Here is a 15,477-nt window from a genome sequence, read left to right as displayed (position 1 = left end):
CCCTCGAAATTGTCACTTCAAACGAATGCCGAAATTACTTCCTCGAGGCCGGCTATGACCGAACCTAAAATCATCCCGCTCTAGGTGTTCGCGAATAGACCAGGGGGAGGAGATGGCCGACAAGTCGGCCACAACCTACGTGGTCAGTGTTTTCGAGAAACCGCACTGGCGGACCGTGCTGACCACCAAAGACAAGGCCAAAGCTGTGTGGCTGCGGCCAAAGAGATCGGCGACAAGGTGCGAATCGAAGAGATCACACCGAAGACGAAGAGGCGCTAGGGCCGCGCCCAGTCTTGCACAATGCTTCTGAATGCCGGCGTTGTAGCGCGAGTTCCAGGACGAGCCTGTGAACCCGCATTGTCTGGACAGGTTCGCATTGTTGGACGTGACGGCCTTGGTGGCATAGGTCGCGCAATCGCTTGCTGCGAAAGCAGGGATCGTCGCGCATATAAAGACCATTACCCAACGCTAGTCTCATCGAGAGTCACCGCAGCTAAAGATCCCTTTCCATCGGCCTTGCGCATCTTCGCCAAGCGATACGGATACGAGCTGCATCTTCACACCAACCCCACCCTGAAATCCTCCAGAACCTGAGCCAGCCCTCGCGCGCCGAGAAGGGTCATAACACGCTTCGCCTGAAGCTTCGATGTTGCCCGATCGTAGATCGCAAGATTGGTCGCGCCATTGAGGCGAGAGGGGTAAATGATTCCATCGGGCTTGGACGGATGCTCGTGAAACGCCAGCGACCACCGGCGTGCCAGGTTCTGGCGCTGTGCCCGAACGACATCGGTCGGCACCCCCATTCTGACGGCGTTGTCATCTCTGAGGTCGACCAGCCGTAGGTCTGTCGTAGTCGCGATCTCCGCATAGCGCCGTCGGGTCAGCTCCACTTCCTCTATTGGAAGATCGTCAAGGATTGCTTCGCGCCGGTCGCGGAGCACCGTCTCGAGGAAGCAAACCTTCAGGGAGTCGCCGAGGTAAAGAACGCCAAACCGGTTGGCTTCACCGCGGCGTCGAGGATCGCTGAACCGGCTCGGCGACTTCCCGTATCCCAACGGATCGGGGTAGGTGCTCCAGTAGATCCGACCGAATGTCCGACCCCGCGGTATGGTCTCGATTTCGAGGTTTGCACGCCCGAAATCGGTTGGAGGTGGAACGCCCGGCATTCAGTCGAAATCGCCCCTGGCCATGCCTTCCGCCGCGGCCAAAACCGAGGCGTCATCGCCTTGTTGAAGGGCTCGAAGGCCGGTCCGGCCATCGAGGGCGCCATGGCGCGACACCAGAAACCGATAGACGGCCCAGGCACTATTGCCCAACATGGCATGCAGCGCTGGCAATGCGCCGAGGGGACGACCGTCCTTGTCGAGTTGCCAGACAGGAAAGCGGAAACCGCGTTTGGCGCCATCGATCCCGAGCACCTGTCCGCTTTGCCGCCTGGCGTTGACCGTCACCCGCGACGTGCCGAGCAGCTTGGCAAAGGCATCCGCGCTCAGCATGTCCTCGCCGGCGACAATTTCGGCGACACGCTTGCGGCCACGCGCGCGCGCTCCGGCAAGAGCCGCCTCGAGATCGGCATCCATGCCCGTGTCCTCGACGGGAAAGATGTCGTCTGAGGCGATCGGTTGCTCTTCGACCGGCGTGATCGTCTGCGCATCAGCCGCCGCATCGACCTCTACCCGAAACGATACGCGATGGCCGATCTTGCGGCTGCGTGCGATCGCTTCCTGATAGCGTTCGAGCACTACCTTCTTGAAGACTGCCTGTGCCGGCAGCTTTGTGGTGAAACTCAGGGCGGCGAATCCCGCATGCGATGCGGTCCCGCTATGATTGCTGCGTTTTGGAGCGGCCATGATGAGAACCTCCTGCTGTCACCCAATATGGTTGCAGATCGCAAGTTCGTCAAGTTCGATAATTTCGTAAAGTTGGTAGCGAATGGCTGCGGACTAAACAATTCCCCATGCCCGAAACCTCCCCCTGCCCGTCATCTCGCGCAGACCAAGCTCACCGACCATGTTGAGCGCTCCCTGTTTTGTCACCTTTAGCCTGTCCTGGATCATGCCCGCCGAAACGAGCGGCCGCGACATGACGAGCTCGACCAGGCCGGGGAGTTTCGAGCTGGCGCGCCGTTGTTTGAGTCGCCGCTCCATCTGGCTTTTGGCCAGCACCAGCCGATCGTGTTCCTTCTGGCCAGCCAGCGCTGCGTCGTGAATGGCATCGAGCCAGGCGAGCAGCCGATCGCCGCGATTGCGCGCCCGCCTCCGCTCGCGCGGAATGTTTTTCGCGCCGAGATGAATGCAAGCGAGATGGTTGGCGGCGAGTCCTTCCTGTCGCAGCAGTGCGGCAATCAGCAGCGGCCCGAGCCACGTGGCATGCTGCAGCACCTCGATGTCCGACCAGGCTTCGAGCAGGACTGCAGCGCGCAGGACGACCGGCAGATCGCGTGCCCCGGCGACAACGGCCTGCCATTCGGCCAGCCGTTCTTCTTCATTCCAGTCGAGATCGTAGATTAGGCCGTTTTGCGGCTCCGGCCGGCCCTCCTTTCGAGCCGGCACGTCGGCGCCATTCAGAATCCTGGATGAGCGCGCCAGGACGGCATCGATCTCGGCAAATTCTTCGGCCAGCCGGTCGGCCTCAGCGTCATCGCGATCGTCGGCTTCAAAGGAGCTGGCTCCAGCCCCCTCCCCGTCCCGGCTTTTTTGGCCCGCCGCCGGCATGGCGCCGCCGCGACCGGTCAGCGCCAAAAAACCGTCGCGGCTGAGCGCCCAGTCCGGCTTTTGCGCAAAAATCCGCCGGCGGGTTCGCAGCACCGCGTGCGCCCGGGTGAGTTCGTGGGTCGGGGTGCGGATGTCCATGTGGGCGTCGTGCAGCACGAGGTCCTCGAGGTGGACGAGTTCGCCCTCGAGCCAGAGCGCGGAAGCCGCGTCGGCAAAATGCTGGCGCTCGACAAAGCCGTCGCGGACCGGCGAACGGGCGACCCGCTCGTCGAGGCGGACCAAAACCTCGGTCGCGCGGGCAACCGGCCCGATCAGGGTTTCCAGGGGCAGTTTGTCGAGCGTGTAAGCCATTGTTTTCATGATGGCTGATTCGCGTTGGTCAAGCTAGCGAGGGTATCACTGGACTTACATCGTGTTTGTTCAGGGACAAAAATCACTATTGATAATGACCTCTTATCGATAGTGATGGATTTGACCGCCAAAAGGCGCTAGATTCGGCGCAAAGCTCGCCGCGAAGGCCGCAGAAACCCGCCTGGAAGACGTCTTGATGGAGACTGCCTTGTTACGCCGTGCGCGGCGTGCTCGTGTGCGCCTGGCCTGTCGCGATGGTGACAAACCGGCGCTTGACCGCGGCAAACAACGCCGGCGGCAGCGGCCCGTAATAGCCGCTCTCCGTCTCCAGCGGCCGGACGTCGGGCCCCGGCCAGGCGAACCGGTTGCTTTCCGTCAAAACGATCCACGACCGCTCGCCGTCAAGCCGCAAGCGCAGCTTGACCGCAGCCGGGATCTCGATGGCATCATCGGGATCGGACGGCGGCGCATGGGTGATAGGCAGGACCCGGACGACCGGCGAGCCGTCCTCCTGCATCGCGACCAGCGCCAGCACCAGGCAGGGCCGGTCCTTGTCGCCTTCCTCGCGGCCCTCGCGGTGCTGCCAATGCCAGAGATAGGAATAACGGAAGACGTGGCCGACCTTGATTTCAGCCGGCAGCATTTTTTGCCGTCAGGCTTTTTGCGCCGGCGGGTTTTGACCCAGAGAGTTCGTCGTTGAGATGGTCAAGACCCGGCTCCATTTCGGAGGCTTCGACCGCGGCGATCTCGTCCGCGCCGAGTTCCGCTGTCAGTTCGACCCGCCGGTCGCGCTTCGACAGGCGGACAAAATCCTCGTAGGCCAGCAGCACGGTGCGCGGGCGGCCGTTCTTGGTGATAATGACCGGATCACGGACGGCGGCATCCTGATAGGCGCCGAAGTTTTTCGAGACAGCGGCGGCGGTGACGGTGGTGGTCATCGGCGAGACTCCTTTGTTCCGGAATATACGGGCTTTACGGGCTTTCCGCAAGTATCGGCGGCTAACCAGAGGGAAACGAGCCAGTGACAGGGCAGCTTGCCAACGCCAAGACTGCTGAAATCGTCGCGAGACGGGCCGAAGCCCTCGACGCGCTCGATTCCGTGCTGCCCTTCGACCGTCGCGATTTTCTGGCCGGGCTTTTGACCGATGACGACGTCGCCACCCTGCGCCACCTGGCGAAAGAAGGCATCGGCGCAAATTCTCTGCGGGCGCTGGCCTCCGACCTCGGCTATCTCGAGGCCTGGGCGCTCGCCGCGACTAAACAGCCGCTGCCCTGGCCAGCGCCGGAGGCGTTTTTGATAAAATTCGTCGCCCACCATTTGTGGGATTTCGCGAAACACGAGACCGATCCAGCGCACGGCATGCCCGAAGACGTTGCGGCGACGCTGAAATCCCAGCGGCTTTTGCGCAGCGACGGACCACACGCGCCCGCCACAGTGCGCCGACGCCTGTCGAGCTGGTCCACCTTGACCAAATGGCGCGGACTTGTCGGAAACTTCAACGCGCCGGGGCTGCAAAGCGCAATAAAGCTGGCGGTGCGCGCCAGCGCCCGTCCGCGCGGCCGCAAGAGCAAGAAGGCGGTGACCGCCGATATTTTGACCGCCCTCCTGAAAGCCTGCGCCGGCGACCGTCTCGTCGACCTGCGCGACCGCGCCCTTCTCATCACCGCCTTTGCCTCCGGCGGCCGCCGCCGCAGCGAGATTTCTGCTCTCCGCGTCGAACAACTGGTCGAGGAAGAGCCCGTTCCGGCCGATCCAAAGAATCCCGACGGCGACAAACTGCCGTGCCTGTCGATCCGACTCGGTCGGACCAAGACGACACAGGCCGACAGCGACGCTTTCGTGCTGCTCGTCGGCCGGCCGGTGACGGTTCTGCAATCGTGGCTCGAACGCGCCGAGGTCACCGAGGGCGCCGTCTTCCGCGGCATCGACCGTTGGGGCAATCTCGAAAAACGCGCGCTCACGCCGCAGGCCGTCAATCTGATCCTGAAGCGCCGCGTCGCCGAGGCCGGACTCGACCCGGCGGCGTTTTCCGCCCATGGCCTGCGCTCTGGATATCTCACTGAAACCGCCCGTCGCGGCATTCCGCTGCAGGAAGCCATGCAGCAGTCGCAGCATCGTTCCGTGCAGCAGGCTTCCAACTACTACAACGAGGCCGAACGAACGCTCGGAAGGGCAGCAAGAATCATCGTTTAGGAACCCGGACCGCCGGTTGCGGCGCCGTCCACCATCTCCATCCGCCGCTCGGCGGCAAAGTCCATAATCTCGCGCAAAAGATCAGCGTCAGGGGTCTTCACCACGAGCGTGCGGCGGTTCATCATGTCGTCGGTCATCGGTGGGTTCTTCGAATCAGGTTGGTGTGAGCAACTCGACCTTGCCAGCGAACATCGATGCCCCCGCTACGCCGCTCGCTACAGCGTTGTTGAGAGCGCGCTCGCGGGCGACTTCGTCACCGCCGGGTACACCATGCGGCGGGGCACTATCGAGAACAGCTCGTGGTACTGACCTCTGATGCGTTGGCATCTATATAGGACGCCGAACGACAATGCCCGTCAGCTTTAAAGACATACTGTTGGCTTTCGAATTCGTCAGTTCTGGGGGCACGGGAGAACATCAGGCCTTTCTGTGCAAGCAGTCAGGCACGCTCTACTGGCATTCCGAATTCACGGGTGATTTGGACGAATTGCCGGATGATATCGACGACAGCGACAAATACGCCCAAATACCTGACAAGAAAGAACTCGACCTGGGCAAGCCGCTCGCACTGGACTTCGCACGCCAATTTCTGCCTGACAACGTCGGTGACGTTCAAGAAATCTTCAGCAAAAGAGGCGCGTACGCAAGATTCAAGGATCTGTTGCAGCGAAGGGGTGCACTCGATCGGTGGTACGCTTTCGAAGCGAATGCGGAAGAAAGAGCGTTGAGGACGTGGTGCGATCACAATTCGATCGAGGTCGGTGACTGATATCGCCCCCGAAAGCGTCGCGCGACACCTCACGCCGCGTTGCCGAGGCCGGGCTCGATCCGAAAATGTTTCTCCGCCCACAGCCTGCACTCCGGCAATCTCGCTGAGGCTGCGCGAAGCATGCAGCAGTCGCAGCACCGCCGTTCAGCATCACAATGACGCGGAACGGACCCACGGACGGGCCGCGCTGTGATCACATAGGACCGAGCCGATTGATGTTCCTGTCAGTGAGATGCCGCAGGTGAAGCGCGCGTTTCGTCGCTCTCAGCAACTTCCCTAGACAGGGCTCGCAGCACAGCTTCCGGCTCCCGTTCCATGATCCGGAGCAGCGTGCGCGCAGCGCCGCTGGGCTGCCTCGTCCCCTGCTCCCATTTCTTGTAGCCGGACGGACTGGTTCCGAGCACGGTCGCCATCTGGTCCTGTGTAAGGTCCAGCCTCTTGCGGATCGCCTTCGCATCAACTGTGCCGACATCAACCGCATGGACCTGCATTCCCGGAACGTCCTTGCCCTGAGCGTGAGCCAGCGCCTCGGACATCGCCTGGATCAGGTCCGCTCCAAACTTCGTCATCTCGCTCATATCTTGCTCCTGTTCGCTGCCTTGATCGCTTTCGCGAACGCGGCTACGGCCTTGGCCTCTTCCGGCTTCAAGTCGGTCTTCTCGTTCTTTCCATACGCCAGAAGCGCATAGATTGGCGCCTCCTCGCTGTACCAGTAGTAAATCACGCGGGCTCCACCGCGTTTGCCCTTTCCCTTGGCGCCGAAACGCAACTTGCGAACACCACCCGCACCGGGAATTTCATCGCCCGCCTGGGGGTTGGCCGCCAGGAAATCGATCAGTTCCGAGCGCTCCTCTTCGGTGAAAAGTTCAGTGGCCTGCTTGATGAAGAGCGGCGTCTCGGCGACAGTCTGCATACTACTCCTATAACCCAATGGGTTAGTAAATGGCTTACGCAAAGGGAAAAGTCAAGGCGTGTGTCGCGACACTCGCCTCAAACGTTCCTTTTCTGACACATTGCAACTTTGCAAAAATCGACCCAAAATACGCCGCAGGGCCAAGTCACGCAGACGGCTCACACCCTTCCTCGCCCCCCTTGATCGGCTATGCACGGGTCTCCACCGAAGACCAACTCAATGACGCCCAGGTCGACGAGCTCAACGCCACCGGCTGTCATATGGTTCACCAGGAACATGGTTCCGGCGCCTCTCGCTCCCGGCCGGTGCTGGCGAAGCTGATGTGTGAGATCGTCGCCGGCGACGTTCTCGTCCTCGTGCGGCTCGACCGCCTCGCCCGGTCGGTCAGCCATCTGTTGGAGGTCATCGAGCAGCTTGAGACGCGCGGCGTGCATTTCCGCTCGCTCCGCGATCCGATCGATACGTCGACGCCGCAAGGCATGTTCTCGAGGTCGATGGCGCTATGTGCAAAAGCAGCTCGGCCATGCCTCGGCCGAGATGACGCGGAAATACCAGCGCCGACGTGACCGGTTCCGCGTCAATCTCACCAAGGCCTCGGGGTTGTAGGCGACACAAAGCCCCTCCCCGTTACGCGCCAAATAGCCGCCTGTCCCAGTAGACGGGCTGGTGCAGACTTGTCTGGATCCTTGAAAACTCCGGATGCGCCGGATTGATCAGCACATTGCAATCGAGACGCGCCACGGCACTCGGCACCAGCAGAATGACGCTGCGCCGTTCTAAACACCAGGTTTCGCCAAATCCCTTGCTCACCGTCGCCGGCATCGTGTCCCAGCCGGGCAGTGACGGCTGGGAAAAGACCTCGTAGGTCAGCCCGCGCGGAATTGTGATTTCGATGTAATGCTGGTTGGGCGGCAGTCGGCCGCTGCCATGCACCAGCTTTTCCAACAAGGCCGTCGAATAGTGCTCGCTGGTGTAGATGATAGGACTTCCGGGCGTGTTCCATCGCCCTGGCGCGATTGTCGAGCCGGTCGCATCGAAGATCGGGTAGGTGCCGGCCGGATCGCCGATGCGAAAGGACGATAGCGTGCGATCGAGGGTCTGCGCCGTCACGCAGCGCTGCCGTACTTCAGACCTCCGAGGATATCGACCACCATTTCGGCGCCGAACTCGCTCAGGATAACGACGTCGATCGGTCGCTTGTCCTCAATCATCGGGTGCGGCCGAAACAAGAAACCACGTGCTTCCTCTTCGTTGTGCCAGACATCGACAGCAAGACTCCAGACGCGCGCCACGCGGGCCAATCGTGTGCCCTCGTCCGACGAGAGACGATGTACCGCCTTGCGCCGCTCGTAGGTCGCCTTGGGGATCAGCCGGTATTTGAACTGAGCATCGCCAGGCGCCAGAAGCTGCGCAACGCGCTCGAGCGCGCCGATGGGAAGTCCATTCTCGATCCGGGAGATCAGCCCGAAAGGCGACCGTGCCGCGACCTCCTTAACGGGCAGCCCCAACACGTCGGCGACATTTCCAAACGCCAGCATTTCAGTCTCCATTCCATGTGAGGCGAAATATAGCCTCACATGATGCGCCATGCAAGCCCCGCATCGCGCGAACCGATCCGCCAAGGGCTACCCGGTCATTTTTGCTGTCACACCGTTCGCCTTCAACGCCGCCATCAGCATAGGCCCGACCGAAAACTCCCCTGCCCTCGCCTTTTCGGTAAGAACCCGCAGATAACCGCCGGCCGAGTTGATGTGCTGTGCCCTTTGCAAGATGCAGGCAATCACGATGGCGGCGGTCTCCTGGCCCATCACATGGCAAGCCTCCTCGTATGCCGAGGGCGAAATACCAAGGAAGCCGCGTACCTGGACGGCGGTAATCATCAAATCGCGCCAGTTTCCTATGCCGTGCACGGCATAGTCTGAAATTTCGGGGCAGGCTTTCAGCACAAGTCCTATCGGATAGCTTTTCGGTTTCGCGTCGTCTGCCCGCCTTGGTTCGACCGCCGCCCTGCTTTTCTCCAAAGCCGGTTCAAATACAAAAGTGGAGTCTGTGTTTGAATCAGATTGCTGCCGCTCATTTTGGGACTCATTGGCGCTAGGTTTTGTGGAATTCATGAAGTTTTCCAACATCATGTCCACTTCGTCATGAAGTCTCGTCAGCTCGGCAACGATTGCCTCCAATTCGCATAGCCCTGCCCGCCGCGGAATTGCATCTACAATGGCCCTGAACCGTCTCCACATGGCTCCCCAGTCGCCAGGAACGCCCTCCGCGATCGCAGCCTCGACAAGCTTGTGGATGTCGCGACGATGAAGCGTGATCCGCTCCCTCATTAACCGGAGCGCCTGGCTGTCGGCGCGCACCTGTTCGGCAGCATGCTGAAACTCAACGGCCCGCGTCAGCAGCGGCGCCAGTGAGAATCCGAACGCCTCCTCAATGGTGCCACCCTTCCCTTTCCGGGCGAACCTTTTGCCGTTTGGACTGTCCCGACGGATGATCAGGCCGCAACTCACCAGCTCAGCCAGATGTCGCCGCAATGTGGAACTGGGCATACCGTGTGTGCGCAGTGACAACTGCGCGTTCGAGGGAAAGACCATCAGGCCGTTTTCCTCGCTGATCTGGTCGTCGGGATAGAACGACAAAAGCCCGCTCAGCACGGCCAGAGCGCGATCTCCCACACCTACGACGGCCCTGCCCTCGCACAACCAACGATAGACCTGCCACTTCTCGACGAGAGCTCCATCAGGAATCTCTCGCGATGCCGCGTTCGCTTGCACCAGCGCAAGCGTCATCGGCCGCCGCCCAAAGGGCGTCGTTCCATACCCACTCTCCATTTCCCTCACCTTTCAATCAGGCAAAAGAAATCCGCTCGCCGAAACGACGCCACGACTCTTGACAGTGATTCGAGGAAGTGCGATTCTCAGCTTGCTACAGACTTGAGAAGGGCTTCCGCGACGGTGACGTTCGGGGGCCTTTTTCTTTTGCGGTTTAGTCTCCTGTTTTCTTCGCCATTTCCGACTCCCGAAAAGCCTCGAAAAGCTCATCGAGTTTGCCGGCAATGAATGCGCCGAAGGGCGACGCTTCCTTGGACTTCAAGGCAAGCGTAAACACTTTTCCCGTGTCGGTGATCTTGGCGCGAACCGATTTGTCCTGGGGTGCCCAGGCCCGCTCCTGGGGCTTCGATGGCGCCCGCGGGGGCTTCACCGGGGCGCTCACAAAGTCGAACAGACGGGCAAAACGGGCCTCACTACCGGGCTGCGCGAAATCGGCGATTGCCACGCACTCCGCTGCCCTCGCCGCGGCACCAGGATGCTCCATGAGCTTGGCAAGCTGCCACCAGCGGTCGCGGCCAATGCCTTTGGCCGCGCCCACCGCAAAAATGACCTGCTCTGGAATGTTGCTGATCACAGAACGCATCTTCGAGAAGGTCGTGTCGTCGAGCGCAAGAGCTGATTTCACCGTGTCAGGCGAATGGCCTCGCTTGAGAACGCGGTCTGCAAAAAGCGTCCGCTCGATGAAGGACAGATCGACTCTGGCGGCGTTCTCCTGGCCTTGGGCGATGACATGGTCCCTATCGTCCATCTTCTTGACGACAGCGCGTACAGGCCTTTCCAACTGCCGGGCAACCCTGACGCGCCTATGGCCAAAGACCGTTTGAAAGCGTCCCGGAGTCTCAGGGTGAGGTCGGACCAGGATCGGAGAGTCCTGTCCTCGTTCACGAATTGCCGTCAGCAACTCCTGAAACGCATCATCATCATCGTCCATACGGTCCGAGACGAATGACGTGTCGACCAGAGCCGGATCGAGATCGACGACTGAACTCTTCGAGAGCTCCTCGAAGGACTGTATGATCGACCGTGATGCGCCACGAACGGCGTAGCCGGAGACGTCCTGGCCATCGGCAATTGCCGTTGCGGGACCCATGACACTGCCGAAAATGTCCTTGCGTGCCATTCAATCGCTCCGATTCGCGGTTAGTCGACTGATTTCACGATCAAAATTTCCACTTTTTACTGCCGTAAACCGCGCTGTCATGACCGCCCCCAGGCGCGATGGACAAGAGCCGTGATCTCCGCGTTCACTGCGTCCAGCGATTCAAGCGCCCGGTCATAGGTAGAGCGGGTAAAAGACGATCTCTCGACTTCGTAGAGCGTCTGTTTCGTCAGACCCGCATCCGAAATCGCCGTCGACTTGAGCATGGGATTCTCGAGGATCTGGCCGGCAAGCATCGACTGCATGAAGCCGACCATCTGCGCTTGCGGAATGTCTGTCGGTTCGTACCGCGTGATCAGGTAGCGAAACCAATCGAGCTCGATCGCCGCACCGGCGGCTTTGATGGTTTTCAAAATTCCGCCGAGCATCAACAGGAACTGGCTCATCGACATCAGGTCGAGCATTTGAGGATGAACGGTGATGAGAACGGACGTCGCCGCCGACATGGCCGTCAAGGTCAGATAGCCGAGCTGGGGCGGGCAATCGACTACAACGACGTCGTAACGGTCGTCGACCTCGGACAGCGCCTTTGCGATCCTGGTGAAGAACTGACGGCCAGCACTGGACGATTTATCCTGCATGGCGAGCGGCGTGTCGTACTCATACTCTTGCAGCTCGAGATTGGCCGGAATGATATCCAGGCTCGGAAAGTTCGTCGGCACGATCACGTCGGAGATCGGCAGGCGCTTGTCATCGTAACGGATCGCCTCATAGAGCGAGAGGTTCTGATCGAGTTCGGGCTGGAAGCCATGCAGGGCGGAGAGCGAAGCTTGCGGGTCGAGATCGATTGCAAGGACACGGTGGCCGGTCAGAGCCAAGTGCTGGGCGAGGTGGGCGGCAGTCGTTGTCTTGCCGCTACCGCCCTTGAAGTTGACGACAGCAACCACCTGGAGCTTGTCTCCAGGCTTGCGATGCGGAACATACTTCTTGACCTCGGTCCTGCCGTGCTGATCCAGGAAATGGCGAAGTTCGAGCATCTGTGCGGCCGTGTAGGAGCGTCGGCCGGAAGGGACCTGGTCAGGCAAAGGTCCCTTGCCTTCGAGGTGAAGCCGCTTCAGATTGTTTTGCGATACACCAAGATAGTGGGCGACTTCTGCCATCGAAAATGGACGCAGTGTCTTCGTCGCATTGGGTGGAAATTTCTCCATGCGAAGCTGATTGAGGCGTCGCGATATCTCAGCACCCTGCTCGAGAATCTTGTCGTCGAACTCGAAGCTTGGTAGCCGCATGGCGATATTCATTCTCGTCGAAACCCGAATTGGCGCTTTTTGCGATGAAACTATTCAACAAGCGCCATTAAGCTCCGATTCGGAAAGCCCGGCAAGAAGTTTTAGGTTAACAGAAGGTTAACGGCACCTGCCGGCATTCTTACTGGCGAATACTGATATCGTCCCGATAGCGGCGGCTCGTCCTTCGAAGCAAGAACTCTCCCACCCGGCTCGCTAAATGCATGTTTTCCCTGCCACAAAGACCATTTTTTACGGCAGTAAAATCGCGTTCGTCAGCGGGCAAAAAGGTTGCAATTGCGAACGGGCGCAGGGAAGGCGTTCCCGCCGACGGCAGTCAGGCTCCTTTTGAACTGGTCGTGGGTGAATTGGGGAGCGAGTTTTAAAGCGATGGCCGACCAGCACGATCGCGACGAGGCGCGAGAACCCTTGACTCCGATCGGGCGCAGTTCGGCATGATGCGCGGCTTATGGCGCGGCCGGGGCCACGTGCTCGGGCATCGCCTAGCAATAGACCTCAGCAAGGCCGGGCGATGTGAGTGAAGACACGTTTCAAGGACATGCGCGTTGTAGTCGATCCAAAACTGATCGGCCATATGAGCAGTAGTATCTTGGCCTCGGGGATCGCCTTATCCTGCACCTGTTCGGCGATTGACCAGCCCGACGATGGCTGCGGCTCTCGTCCAGCCGTTTTATCGACACAAGCAAAGTGCATGGCAGGAAGAGCGATCGCGGTCATGGGACACGACAAGCCTGACGGACTAATGCTCATCGCACTGAGGCGCAGGCCAGGCCGCGACTAACGCTTTAACAAGACCTGGGTCAGCTGCAGAGTGAGTGCCGGATGGGGCGGGTCGTAAGGGGAGGGCCGACGAGCCTATCGGCCAAGTTCGACCAGCATTTTCGCAAGGATATGAAGCGGTACTGCCTCGACGTCGTGTTTCAACGGAAAGCGCTCTGCTCCCGGATAGACAACGAGGCGACGGATAGAATCTACGTCCTCGCACGCCAGATGAAAGCCCTTCTCCACTTTTGGCGTCAGGCTGCGCTTGATTTCGATCGCCCATGGGCGGCTGCCTGGAGGGGTCAAGAGGAGGTCGATCTCGGCGCCGGCTGATGTGCGATAGAAGTTGGCTTCCGTGCCGGATGGGGCGGCCGCAATCAGTGTCTCAATGACAAACCCTTCCCAGCTGGCGCCGGCAACGGGATGAGCGAGAACGTCCTCAAGGGTTGTCAGTCCAAGCAGCGTATGAGCAATGCCGCTGTCGCGCACGTAAACCCGCGGCGACTTGACTAGACGTTTCCCGACATTTGCATGCCACGGCTCAAGCCTGCGCACCAGCAACAGGTCAACCAACAGGTCCAGATAGGAAGCGATAGTCTTGCCGTCGACACCGAGGGCGCGGGCAAATTCGGCCGCGTTGAAGAGCCCTGATTGATGATGTGCCAGCATGGTCCAGAAGCGGCGCAGCGTTTCGGCCGGAATGCGAGGCCCGAGCAGCGGGATATCGCGCTCAAGGTAGGTGCGGATAAAGTCCTGCCGCCACCGCTGACTGGCGCGGTCGCTCGTAGCCAGAAAGCTGTCGGGAAAGCCGCCGCGCACCCACAAGGGGTTCAACTGTTCGGCCGGCACCTCCAGTCCGTCAATCGGATGCATTTCAAGATAGGCGATGCGGCCGGCGAGCGTCTCGCCAGTCTGCCTGAGGAGATCGATGGAAGCGGACCCCAGCAGCAGAAAGCGCCCGGTCTTCTTGCCGCTACGGCGACCGCGGTCGATCAAGCCACGAAGATTCTGGAACAGGTTTGGAAGCCGATGGACCTCATCGAGGATCACCAACTCGCCCTCATGTTCGGCAAGGTAGAGCTCCGGCTCCGCGAGCTTAGCTCTGTCCGCATCGGACTCGAGATCGAGATAGATCGACGGCCGTGTCTCGGCTATTTCGAGCGCGAGCGTAGTCTTGCCGACCTGGCGCGGCCCAATCAGTGCCACCGCAGGGGTAGTGTCTATCAATTCGGCGAGTTGCGTTTCGATCCGGCGCTTTATCATCCTAGCAATTATGGAGTGCAATTCCTGATTTGCAAGGACGGACTGACGAAATTGGTCAGCGTCGAGCTGTTCGCCCGCAACGTCCGAATTCGGGAGAGGTATGCCAGATTTCAGGAGAGGTGGGCTTCGTCCCTCTCCAATCCCGACGCCTTGGTGAGGTTGACCCGAAAACGGTCTCGCCGGCGTTGGCAACGGCGTGTCATCTCGGCCGAGGCGTGACCAAGCTGCCTCTGCCTATAGCGTTCAGGAAGCGAGGCCTGCGCGCAGCGAATGGCCAGAAAACTCTGGCCGCGCTCGCCCTCGGAAAAATCACCGCGCCGGCCGCCAAGGCTGCGCGTTTGACCAGCCGCGCCACCTCCTGATCGTTGAGCCGCTCGGTGCCCACCGCTTTGCCCTGCCCGGTGGCGCGGCGGAAGAGGGGATCATGCGCGATGCAGCGGGAAAAATTCAATCCAGCCGCGACCGTCTTCGGTTTGATCGCGCCACAGACGGGCGGTTTAGTGCCGGTAGGAAGGTGAGGGCTTCACTGGCCGCCTTGCGCCGGCTGGCGCTCGGTGAGAAGCGCCAGCAAGGCCGGATTGATATAGAGGTTCTCGCGACCAGCCTTGACTTCTTGTAACAGGCCATTGTCGACGAGCGTCTTTAGATAGACGATGCTGCCTGTCGTTTAGCTATGCCGGATGAAACCAGACCGCCGATCCGGCAGTACGGATTGACGAAGATTATTTCGGCAAGCTCTCGGGAGTAGATCTTCGGGAGGTCTCGCCGCAAGCGCTCGGCGGTCTCGTCGAGCAGGTCGCGGATCGCGTGTATACGTGCAGTTGACCAGCCAGCCGTCTCCGTTACCGCGGCGAGCATGTAGAGGATCCAACTTTCCCACACGCCCTCCGTCGTCACGGCGAGAAGGCGATCGTAGTAGGCTCCTTTGTTTCGGATGATATAGCGGCTTAGATAGAGCACCGGGATGTCCAGGAGGCCCTTGTCAACCAGATAGAGCAGGTTCAGCACGCGGCCGGTTCTGCCAGTGCCGTCGACAAATGGATGGATGGCCTCGAATTGGTAGTGCATCACGGCGAGGCGGATCAACGGATCGATGTCCTCGGCCTCATGGATGTAGCGCTCCCAGTTCGCCAGCTTGTCGCGCAGGAGGTTCTGTCCCTCGGGCGGGGTGTAGACAACCGCACCCGTCGCCCGGTTGACCAGGGCCCTGCCGGGCGTCGACCGAATGTCGAGTTCGACGCCCTTGATCGTGCGGCACACCGCGACCGCCGTTG

The 15,477-nt window shown here is 60.5% G+C and carries 17 protein-coding genes and 4 pseudogenes; 5 read left to right on the top strand and 16 right to left on the bottom strand.

The annotated features are described in order from the left end of the window. Positions 1-557 precede the first annotated feature (557 nt). The 5 genes from NKH03_RS28470 to NKH03_RS28450 form a co-directional block, all read right to left on the bottom strand. Positions 558-1,166 (bottom strand): RES family NAD+ phosphorylase, encoded by a 609-nt coding sequence (locus NKH03_RS28470; RefSeq protein WP_352972129.1) that lies wholly within the window; start codon positions 1,164-1,166, stop codon positions 558-560. Next, positions 1,167-1,850, bottom strand: a complete 684-nt coding sequence (locus NKH03_RS28465; protein WP_352972127.1) for an XRE family transcriptional regulator — start codon at positions 1,848-1,850, stop codon at positions 1,167-1,169. 93 nt (positions 1,851-1,943) lie between these two features. Beyond that, on the bottom strand, positions 1,944-3,074 hold the full coding sequence (locus NKH03_RS28460; RefSeq protein WP_352972125.1) for an RHE_PE00001 family protein: 1,131 nt from the start codon (positions 3,072-3,074) through the stop codon (positions 1,944-1,946). A gap of 202 nt (positions 3,075-3,276) precedes the next feature. Then, positions 3,277-3,708 carry a plasmid maintenance toxin (PemK-like) gene (locus NKH03_RS28455; protein ID WP_352972123.1) on the bottom strand — a complete coding sequence of 144 codons (432 nt, stop codon included), beginning with the start codon at positions 3,706-3,708 and terminating at the stop codon, positions 3,277-3,279. Continuing rightward, complete coding sequence (locus NKH03_RS28450) at positions 3,695-4,003, bottom strand: type II toxin-antitoxin system Phd/YefM family antitoxin (protein ID WP_352873031.1); 309 nt, start codon at positions 4,001-4,003, stop codon at positions 3,695-3,697. Before NKH03_RS28450 ends, NKH03_RS28455 begins: the two co-directional genes overlap by 14 nt. A gap of 83 nt (positions 4,004-4,086) precedes the next feature. Here NKH03_RS28450 and NKH03_RS28445 point away from each other — a divergent pair, with 83 nt between their 5' ends. Beyond that, the gene (locus NKH03_RS28445) at positions 4,087-5,259 is read left to right on the top strand and encodes a site-specific integrase (RefSeq protein WP_352972122.1); all 1,173 of its coding nucleotides are present in this window, start codon (positions 4,087-4,089) and stop codon (positions 5,257-5,259) included. 11 nt (positions 5,260-5,270) lie between these two features. Here the strand turns inward: NKH03_RS28445 and NKH03_RS28440 are convergent. Then, positions 5,271-5,396: pseudogene (locus tag NKH03_RS28440) on the bottom strand (IS256 family transposase); the annotation flags it as partial. Here NKH03_RS28440 and NKH03_RS28435 point away from each other — a divergent pair. Both NKH03_RS28435 and NKH03_RS28430 read left to right on the top strand, forming a co-directional pair. Next, positions 5,383-5,568 (top strand): hypothetical protein, encoded by a 186-nt coding sequence (locus NKH03_RS28435; protein ID WP_352972120.1) that lies wholly within the window; start codon positions 5,383-5,385, stop codon positions 5,566-5,568. The pseudogene NKH03_RS28440 and the gene NKH03_RS28435 overlap by 14 nt on opposite strands. A 40-nt stretch (positions 5,569-5,608) precedes the next feature. After that, positions 5,609-6,028 carry a hypothetical protein gene (locus tag NKH03_RS28430; RefSeq protein WP_352880636.1) on the top strand — a complete coding sequence of 140 codons (420 nt, stop codon included), beginning with the start codon at positions 5,609-5,611 and terminating at the stop codon, positions 6,026-6,028. A 224-nt stretch (positions 6,029-6,252) separates the two neighbouring features. On the opposite strand, the gene NKH03_RS28425 is transcribed toward NKH03_RS28430, so the two are convergent. Then, entirely contained in the window at positions 6,253-6,606 is a 354-nt protein-coding gene (locus NKH03_RS28425; RefSeq protein WP_352880635.1) for a helix-turn-helix domain-containing protein, read from the bottom strand. Then, entirely contained in the window at positions 6,603-6,941 is a 339-nt protein-coding gene (locus tag NKH03_RS28420; RefSeq protein ID WP_352880633.1) for a type II toxin-antitoxin system RelE/ParE family toxin, read from the bottom strand. Before NKH03_RS28420 ends, NKH03_RS28425 begins: the two co-directional genes overlap by 4 nt. A 179-nt stretch (positions 6,942-7,120) precedes the next feature. Between NKH03_RS28420 and NKH03_RS28415 the strand changes: the two are divergent. Then, positions 7,121-7,429 (top strand): annotated as a pseudogene (locus NKH03_RS28415) (recombinase family protein); the annotation flags it as partial. A 139-nt stretch (positions 7,430-7,568) separates the two neighbouring features. Here NKH03_RS28415 and NKH03_RS28410 read toward each other — a convergent pair. The 7 genes and pseudogenes from NKH03_RS28410 to NKH03_RS28380 all read right to left on the bottom strand — a co-directional run. After that, complete coding sequence (locus tag NKH03_RS28410) at positions 7,569-8,051, bottom strand: RES family NAD+ phosphorylase (protein ID WP_352972119.1); 483 nt, start codon at positions 8,049-8,051, stop codon at positions 7,569-7,571. Next, positions 8,048-8,479 carry an antitoxin Xre-like helix-turn-helix domain-containing protein gene (locus NKH03_RS28405; RefSeq protein ID WP_352972117.1) on the bottom strand — a complete coding sequence of 144 codons (432 nt, stop codon included), beginning with the start codon at positions 8,477-8,479 and terminating at the stop codon, positions 8,048-8,050. The genes NKH03_RS28410 and NKH03_RS28405 overlap by 4 nt, the downstream gene beginning before the upstream one ends. 87 nt (positions 8,480-8,566) lie before the next feature. Next, the gene (repC, locus tag NKH03_RS28400) at positions 8,567-9,772 is read right to left on the bottom strand and encodes a plasmid replication protein RepC (RefSeq protein ID WP_352972114.1); all 1,206 of its coding nucleotides are present in this window, start codon (positions 9,770-9,772) and stop codon (positions 8,567-8,569) included. Between the two features lie 154 nt (positions 9,773-9,926). After that, on the bottom strand, positions 9,927-10,892 hold the full coding sequence (gene repB / locus NKH03_RS28395) for a plasmid partitioning protein RepB (RefSeq protein ID WP_352972112.1): 966 nt from the start codon (positions 10,890-10,892) through the stop codon (positions 9,927-9,929). A 77-nt stretch (positions 10,893-10,969) separates the two neighbouring features. Next, positions 10,970-12,172: a plasmid partitioning protein RepA gene (repA, locus tag NKH03_RS28390; RefSeq protein ID WP_352873016.1), complete on the bottom strand. Its 1,203-nt coding sequence runs from the start codon at positions 12,170-12,172 to the stop codon at positions 10,970-10,972. A gap of 861 nt (positions 12,173-13,033) precedes the next feature. Continuing rightward, complete coding sequence (locus NKH03_RS28385; protein ID WP_352972109.1) at positions 13,034-14,203, bottom strand: ATP-binding protein; 1,170 nt, start codon at positions 14,201-14,203, stop codon at positions 13,034-13,036. 110 nt (positions 14,204-14,313) lie between these two features. Then, positions 14,314-14,636, bottom strand: a pseudogene (locus NKH03_RS28380) (site-specific integrase); the annotation flags it as partial. On the opposite strand from NKH03_RS28380, the gene NKH03_RS28375 reads away from it, so the two are divergent. Beyond that, positions 14,628-14,822 (top strand): hypothetical protein, encoded by a 195-nt coding sequence (locus NKH03_RS28375; protein ID WP_352972135.1) that lies wholly within the window; start codon positions 14,628-14,630, stop codon positions 14,820-14,822. The pseudogene NKH03_RS28380 and the gene NKH03_RS28375 sit on opposite strands and share 9 nt — an antisense overlap. Here NKH03_RS28375 and NKH03_RS28370 read toward each other — a convergent pair. Then, a pseudogene (locus tag NKH03_RS28370) lies at positions 14,727-15,463 on the bottom strand (Fic family protein). The gene NKH03_RS28375 and the pseudogene NKH03_RS28370 overlap by 96 nt on opposite strands. Positions 15,464-15,477 lie beyond the last annotated feature (14 nt).

Source organism: Mesorhizobium sp. M1406 (genome assembly GCF_040317555.1).
In the GTDB taxonomy this organism is placed as follows: domain Bacteria; phylum Pseudomonadota; class Alphaproteobacteria; order Rhizobiales; family Rhizobiaceae; genus Mesorhizobium.
Note: the sequence above shows the minus strand (reverse complement) of the source record. Positions and strands in the feature narration are given on the sequence as shown.